The organism is Micromonospora sp. M51, from assembly GCF_018070305.1.
GTDB lineage: Bacteria > Actinomycetota > Actinomycetes > Mycobacteriales > Micromonosporaceae > Micromonospora > Micromonospora parva.
Genome location: NZ_JAGPXZ010000403.1, coordinates 1 through 5,533, shown reverse-complemented (window position 1 = coordinate 5,533; position 5,533 = coordinate 1). Strand labels below are relative to the sequence as shown.

Genomic DNA, 5,533 nt, shown 5'->3' with positions numbered 1-5,533 from the left:
CCCCGAACCGTTCGGTCATGGTCGCGTTCATCTTGGCGTCGAGGTTGTACGACTCCCGGGTGATCTCGGCCAGCCGCCGACCGACTCGGCGGGCCGGAATGATGAAAATCGGGAGCAGCACCAGCGAGAGCGCGGTGATCTGCCAGGAGAGGGTGAACATCACCGCCGCGGTGAGCACCAACTGGATGACGTTGCTGACCACGCCGGACAACGTCGAGGTGAACGCCCGCTGGGCGCCGAGGACGTCGTTGTTGAGCCTGCTGACCAGCGCCCCGGTCTGGGTACGGGTGAAGAACTGCAACGGCATCCGCTGCACGTGGTCGTAGACCCGGGTGCGCAGGTTGAAGATGATGCCCTCGCCGATCCGGGCCGAATACCACCGTTGGGCCAGTGAGAGCAGTGCGTCGGCGACCGCCAGCGCGGCGATGAACAGGGCCAGCCGCACCACGAGTCGGCCGGCCTCGTCGCCGCCTCGGTTGATCGCGTTGATGACGTCGCCGGCGAGCACCGGTGTGGCCACGCCGATGACGGCCGCCAGCACCACGGTGATCAGGAAGATGACGATGTCGCGCCGGTAGGGGCGCGCGAAGGCCACGATGCGGCGGGCCACCCCCCGCTTGAGGCGGTGGGTGGAGACCTCGTCGCTGTTGCGCATCGACCGGAGCATGCTCCACCCGGCCATGCCACCGCCGGACATCGGGTTGGACATCGCTCACCTCCGGGTTGCCGGGCAGACCGCACCGTCAGGTCAATTCTCCCGACGAGTGTGACAACCCCAGCCGTAACCCGGATCTTCCCGTGCGGTCCTTACCTATTCTCCAGTGCCGGCAAGGTCACGCAGCCGACGGGTCTGCGCCTCCCGCTCGGCGCGCTGCTGGTCGGCGTGCGACCGCCCGGCCGCGCCGGCGAGCAACGCCTTGATCTCCACCACCGCGTCGCGGGCTCCGGAGAGCAGGCCGGCGGTCAGGTCCCGCACCGCACCGTCCAGCTCGGCTGGCGGCACGACCAGGGTGGCCAGGCCGATCCGGTCCGCCTCGGCGGCGTCCAACCGGCGGCCGGTCGCACAGATCTCCAACGCCCGCGCGTAGCCGACCAGCTCGACGAGGCGCTTCGTGCCGGCCAGGTCGGGCACCAGGCCGAGGGTCACCTCGGCCATCGACAGCTTCGCGTCAGCGGAGAGCACCCGCAGGTCACAGGCGAGCGCCAGCTGGAAGCCGGCACCGATGGCGTGGCCCTGCACGGCCGCGACGGAGATCACGTCCGGCCGGTGCAGCCAGGTGAAACCGGCCTGGAACTCCGCGATGCGCTCGGCGCACTCCTGCTCGGACAGCGTGGCCAACTCGGCGAACGACCCCGGACCGGAGGCACCCGCCACCGCGAGATCGAGGCCGGCCGAGAACGCCCGACCCTCACCGCGGACCACCACCACCCGGACATCGCCGGGCAGGTCACGGGAGAAGTCGCTCATCGCTCGCCACATCGCGGGCGTCTGGGCGTTGAGCACGTCGGGCCGGCACAACGTCACCGTGGCGACCGGCCCGTCGCAGGTCAGCCGAACCCCGGTCGCCTCGGCGGTCACCGGACGTCCCGGGGCGCGGCGCTGATGGACGACGCTGGGGGGCGGGTCACGCCTTCTTGCGGCGCCGGGCACCACCGCGCTGACGCAGCTGCACGCCGGACTCGGTGAGCACTCGGTGGATGAACCCGTAGGAACGGCCGGTCGAGGCCGCCAACGCGCGGATGCTCTCCCCCGAGGTGTACCGCTTTACCAGGTCCTTGGCGAGCGTCTGACGCTCGGCTCCGACGATCCGGCGACCCTTCTCAGTGCTGGTGGCTGTGCCAGTGGCTGCCATGCTGTGTCCTCACGTCCCAGACTGTGCGGTTCGGATACGGTCCCACCTATTAGACCGCCTCGGACGATCATGCGCCAGATATCAACTCTTCGCCAACCGACACGCTATGCAATGTCAGCTTCCCGATAGAGTGATCCTGGCGATCCGGCCCGCCGCGTCGTCCGGGCGTACCACCGCTGGACGCTGGCGGCTGCCGACGACCCGTAGCCTTCGGTCGTGATCGACCTGTTGAGCACCGCGGGCGCAGCGGCCGTCGTCTTCGCCGCCACCGACATAGACGACATCGTCATCCTGACGCTGTTCTTCGTCGCGGCCCGCACCACCGGCCAACCCCGCACCTGGCAGATCGTCGCCGGGCAATACCTCGGCATCGGCGCGCTCGCGCTGGCCAGCGCGGTGATCGCGGGTGGGCTCCTGGTGGTGCCCGACCCGTGGACGGGTCTGCTGGGCCTGCTGCCGATCGCGCTCGGTGTCCGCGCACTGCGGGGTTCGGGCGACGACGAGCCACCCGCTGTCGTCACCGGAGCGCTCGGCGTGGCCGGGGTGACGATCGCGAACGGTGCCGACAACGTCGCGGTCTACGTACCCGTCTTCCGGGCCCTCGGGGTGGCCGACAGCGCGGTGTTCCTGCTGGTCTTCGTGCTGCTGATCGCCCTGTGGTGTGTGGCCGGGGCCTGGCTGGGCGGGCATCGGAGGGTGGTCCGGCTCGTCGAACGCGCCGGCGCCTGGCTGGTGCCGGCGATCTTCATCGCCATCGGGCTGGTGATCCTGGTCAGCTCCGGCGTGCTCGGCCGGCTGGTCGACCTGCTCGGCTGACCGCAGCGCCGAGGTCGAGCGCAGGTCGAGCTTGAGCGCACGTTGAGGTCGAGCGCACGTCGAGCTGCCTCGATCAGGCCAGCTCGACCAGTTCGAGCAGGTCGTCGCTCCAGGCATCCTCGTCGCCGTCGGGCAGCAGGATGGCCCGGTCGGGCTTGAGCGCGAGCACCGCACCCGGGTCGTGGGTGACCAGGACGATCGCGCCCGGGTAGTTGGCGATGGCGTCGAGCACCTGCTCCCGGCTGACCGGGTCGAGGTTGTTCGTCGGCTCGTCGAGGAGGAGCACGTTGGCGCCGGAACAGACCAGGGTGGACAGCGCCAGCCGGGTCTTCTCGCCACCGGAGAGCACTCCGGCCGGCTTGTTCACGTCGTCACCGGAGAAGAGGAACGCGCCGAGGATCTTGCGCAGGTCGGTGTCGGACTGCTCGACGGCGGCGGCGCGCATGTTCTCCAGCACCGTCCGCTCCACGTCCAGCGTCTCGTGCTCCTGGGCGTAGTAGCCCAACCGCAGGCCGTGCCCCGCGTGCACCTCGCCGGTGTCCGGGGTGAGCAGCCCGCCGAGCATCCGCAGCAGGGTCGTCTTGCCGGCGCCGTTGAGCCCGAGGATGGCCACCCGGGAGCCGCGGTCCACCGCCACGTTGACGTCGGTGAAGATCTCCAGTGAGCCGTACGACTTGGACAGGCCGGTCGCGGTGAGCGGGGTCTTGCCGCACGGCGCGGGGCTGGGGAAACGCACCTTGGCCACCCGGTCGGCGACCCGCACCTCCTCCAGGCCGGAGATCAGCTTCTCGGCACGGCGGGCCATGTTCTGCGCGGCCACGGTCTTGGTGGCCTTGGCCCGCATCTTGTCGGCCTGCGCCATCAGAGCGCCGGCCTTCTTCTCCGCGTTGGCCCGCTCCCGACGCCGCCGCCGCTCGTCGGTCTCGCGGGCCTCCAGGTACGCCTTCCAGCCCAGGTTGTACACGTCGATGACCGACCGGGTGGCGTCGAGGAACCAGACCTTGTTGACCACCGACTCCAGCAGCGCGCCGTCGTGGGAGATCACGATGAGGCCGCCCTTGTGGTTGGCGAGGAAGCCTCGCAACCAGGTGATCGAGTCGGCGTCGAGGTGGTTGGTGGGCTCGTCGAGCAGCAGGATGCCGCCGCCGTTCTCGCCCGCGTCGCGGAACAGGATCCGGGCCAGCTCGATGCGCCGACGCTGACCACCGGAGAGGGTGCCGATGGTCTGCGCGAGCGCACGGTCCGGTAGGCCGAGGTTGGCGCAGATCCGCGCGGCCTCAGCCTCGGCCGCGTACCCGCCCAGGGCGGCGAACTGGTCCTCCAGCGCGCCGTACCGGCGGACCAGCTTCTCGTCGGCGTCCTCGGCGAGCCGGGCCTCGATCTCCTGCATCTGCGCCATCAGCACGTCCAGGCCACGGGCGGAGAGCACCCGGTCGCGGCCGGTGACCTCCAGGTCGCCGGTGCGCGGGTCCTGCGGCAGGTAGCCGATGGCGCTGCGCTGGTCGATCTGGCCGCCGTACGGCTGCCCCTCACCGGCGAGCACCTTCAGCGTGGTGGTCTTGCCGGCACCGTTACGACCGACCAGGCCGATCCGGTCACCGGGCTGCACGCGCAGGGTGGTGTCGGACAGCAGGATCCGGGAACCGGCGCGCAGTTCCAGGCCGGTGGCAGTGATCATGTTTGCGGGCTCGCTCTCGGGGTTCGGAAGGCTGACTCGGGGCACGCGAAACGGCCGGCGGGCTCAAGGGGCCCGACGGCGCGGGGCGGTTCAGCCTTCGCAGCGCAGCACCTGGCAAGTGTACCGGGCGCCGCCGGGCGGCCCGCCCGGATTACCGATCAAGATCATCGGGTACGGGAACGCCTGTCCGGACCCCGTCCGGCACTTGAGGGACGAAAAAACACATAAAAGACACTCACCGGCATACGGCGATCGGGGTCACCATGGAACTCAACGAGCGGGCCGAAATCGACACCTCCCAGGTCAACGACGTCGGCCGGGGTGGTGGATCCGGCGGCGGCTTCGGCATCCCGATCCCCGGCGGCGGCGGTCGAGGCGGCATCATCGGCATCGTGGTGGCAGTGCTCGTCGCGCTGCTCGGCGGCGGCTTCGGCCTCAACGCCATGACCAACGGCGACGAGGGCGGTCAGGCCGGCGGCACCGACCTGGAGCAGCTCTGCTCGCGCGACAACCCGCAGCGCCTCGACGACGCGCGCTGCCGCAACGCGCTCTACGTCAACAGCATCCAGGCCTACTGGCAGAAGGCGTACCCGGAGGTGGGCAACGGGAAGTACGAGCCGACCGACACCAACTTCTTCCAGGCGGCCGTGAACACCGGCTGCGGGCAGGCCGACTCGGGTGTCGGCCCGTTCTACTGCCCCGCCGACAAGCAGGTGTACATCGACCTGAGCTTCTACGACGAGCTGGCCTCCCGGTTCGGCGCCAAGGGCGAGTTCGCCCAGCCCTACGTGCTCGCCCACGAGTACGGCCACCACATCCAGAACCTGCTCGGCACCAACGCGAAGGCCGGCCAGGGCGACCAGAGCGGCCCCCGCTCCGCCTCCGTACGGCTCGAGCTGCAGGCCGACTGCTACGCCGGCGCCTGGGCCAAGCACGCCACCGAGAGCAAGGACAAGACCGGCCAGGAGCCGCTGTTCACGTCCATCACCCAGTCCGACATCAGCGAGGCGGTGCAGGCCGCCGAGGCGATCGGCGACGACAGCATCCAGGAACGCTCCGGCGGGCGGGTCAACCCCGACCAGTTCACCCACGGCACGTCCGAGCAGCGCAAGCGCTGGTTTACCCAGGGCTACGACCGCGGCGACCCGAAGAGCTGTGACACCTTCGGCACCGACCAGCTCTGACC

The 5,533-nt window shown here is 70.2% G+C and carries 6 protein-coding genes; 2 read left to right on the top strand and 4 right to left on the bottom strand.

What is annotated here, in order from left to right:
* The 3 genes from KBX53_RS20570 to KBX53_RS20560 all read right to left on the bottom strand — a co-directional run.
* A partial coding sequence (locus KBX53_RS20570) for an ABC transporter transmembrane domain-containing protein (protein ID WP_247675940.1) occupies positions 1–697 on the bottom strand: 697 nt, incomplete at its 3' end.
* Between the two features lie 114 nt (positions 698–811).
* Positions 812–1,579 carry an enoyl-CoA hydratase/isomerase family protein gene (locus tag KBX53_RS20565; RefSeq protein ID WP_030337297.1) on the bottom strand — a complete coding sequence of 256 codons (768 nt, stop codon included), beginning with the start codon at positions 1,577–1,579 and terminating at the stop codon, positions 812–814.
* A 46-nt stretch (positions 1,580–1,625) separates the two neighbouring features.
* Positions 1,626–1,853 carry a helix-turn-helix domain-containing protein gene (locus KBX53_RS20560; RefSeq protein WP_007462679.1) on the bottom strand — a complete coding sequence of 76 codons (228 nt, stop codon included), beginning with the start codon at positions 1,851–1,853 and terminating at the stop codon, positions 1,626–1,628.
* A gap of 216 nt (positions 1,854–2,069) precedes the next feature.
* Here KBX53_RS20560 and KBX53_RS20555 point away from each other — a divergent pair, with 216 nt between their 5' ends.
* Positions 2,070–2,669, top strand: coding sequence for a cadmium resistance transporter (locus tag KBX53_RS20555; protein ID WP_081884132.1), 600 nt, complete (start codon positions 2,070–2,072; stop codon positions 2,667–2,669).
* A gap of 73 nt (positions 2,670–2,742) precedes the next feature.
* Here KBX53_RS20555 and KBX53_RS20550 read toward each other — a convergent pair whose 3' ends face one another.
* Positions 2,743–4,347 carry an ABC-F family ATP-binding cassette domain-containing protein gene (locus KBX53_RS20550; protein ID WP_030337302.1) on the bottom strand — a complete coding sequence of 535 codons (1,605 nt, stop codon included), beginning with the start codon at positions 4,345–4,347 and terminating at the stop codon, positions 2,743–2,745.
* A 263-nt stretch (positions 4,348–4,610) separates the two neighbouring features.
* Between KBX53_RS20550 and KBX53_RS20545 the strand changes: the two genes are divergently transcribed.
* On the top strand, positions 4,611–5,531 hold the full coding sequence (locus tag KBX53_RS20545; protein WP_030337304.1) for a neutral zinc metallopeptidase: 921 nt from the start codon (positions 4,611–4,613) through the stop codon (positions 5,529–5,531).
* The last annotated feature ends 2 nt before the right edge of the window (positions 5,532–5,533 follow it).

What these genes read in the sequence shown, in the direction of transcription:
- KBX53_RS20560 (WP_007462679.1), bottom strand. Translation starts at nt 1,853, where the DNA reads ATGGCAGCCACTGGCACAGCCACCAGCACTGAGAAGGGTCGCCGGATC.
- KBX53_RS20550 (WP_030337302.1), bottom strand. Translation starts at nt 4,347, where the DNA reads ATGATCACTGCCACCGGCCTGGAACTGCGCGCCGGTTCCCGGATCCTG.
- KBX53_RS20545 (WP_030337304.1), top strand. Translation starts at nt 4,611, where the DNA reads ATGGAACTCAACGAGCGGGCCGAAATCGACACCTCCCAGGTCAACGAC.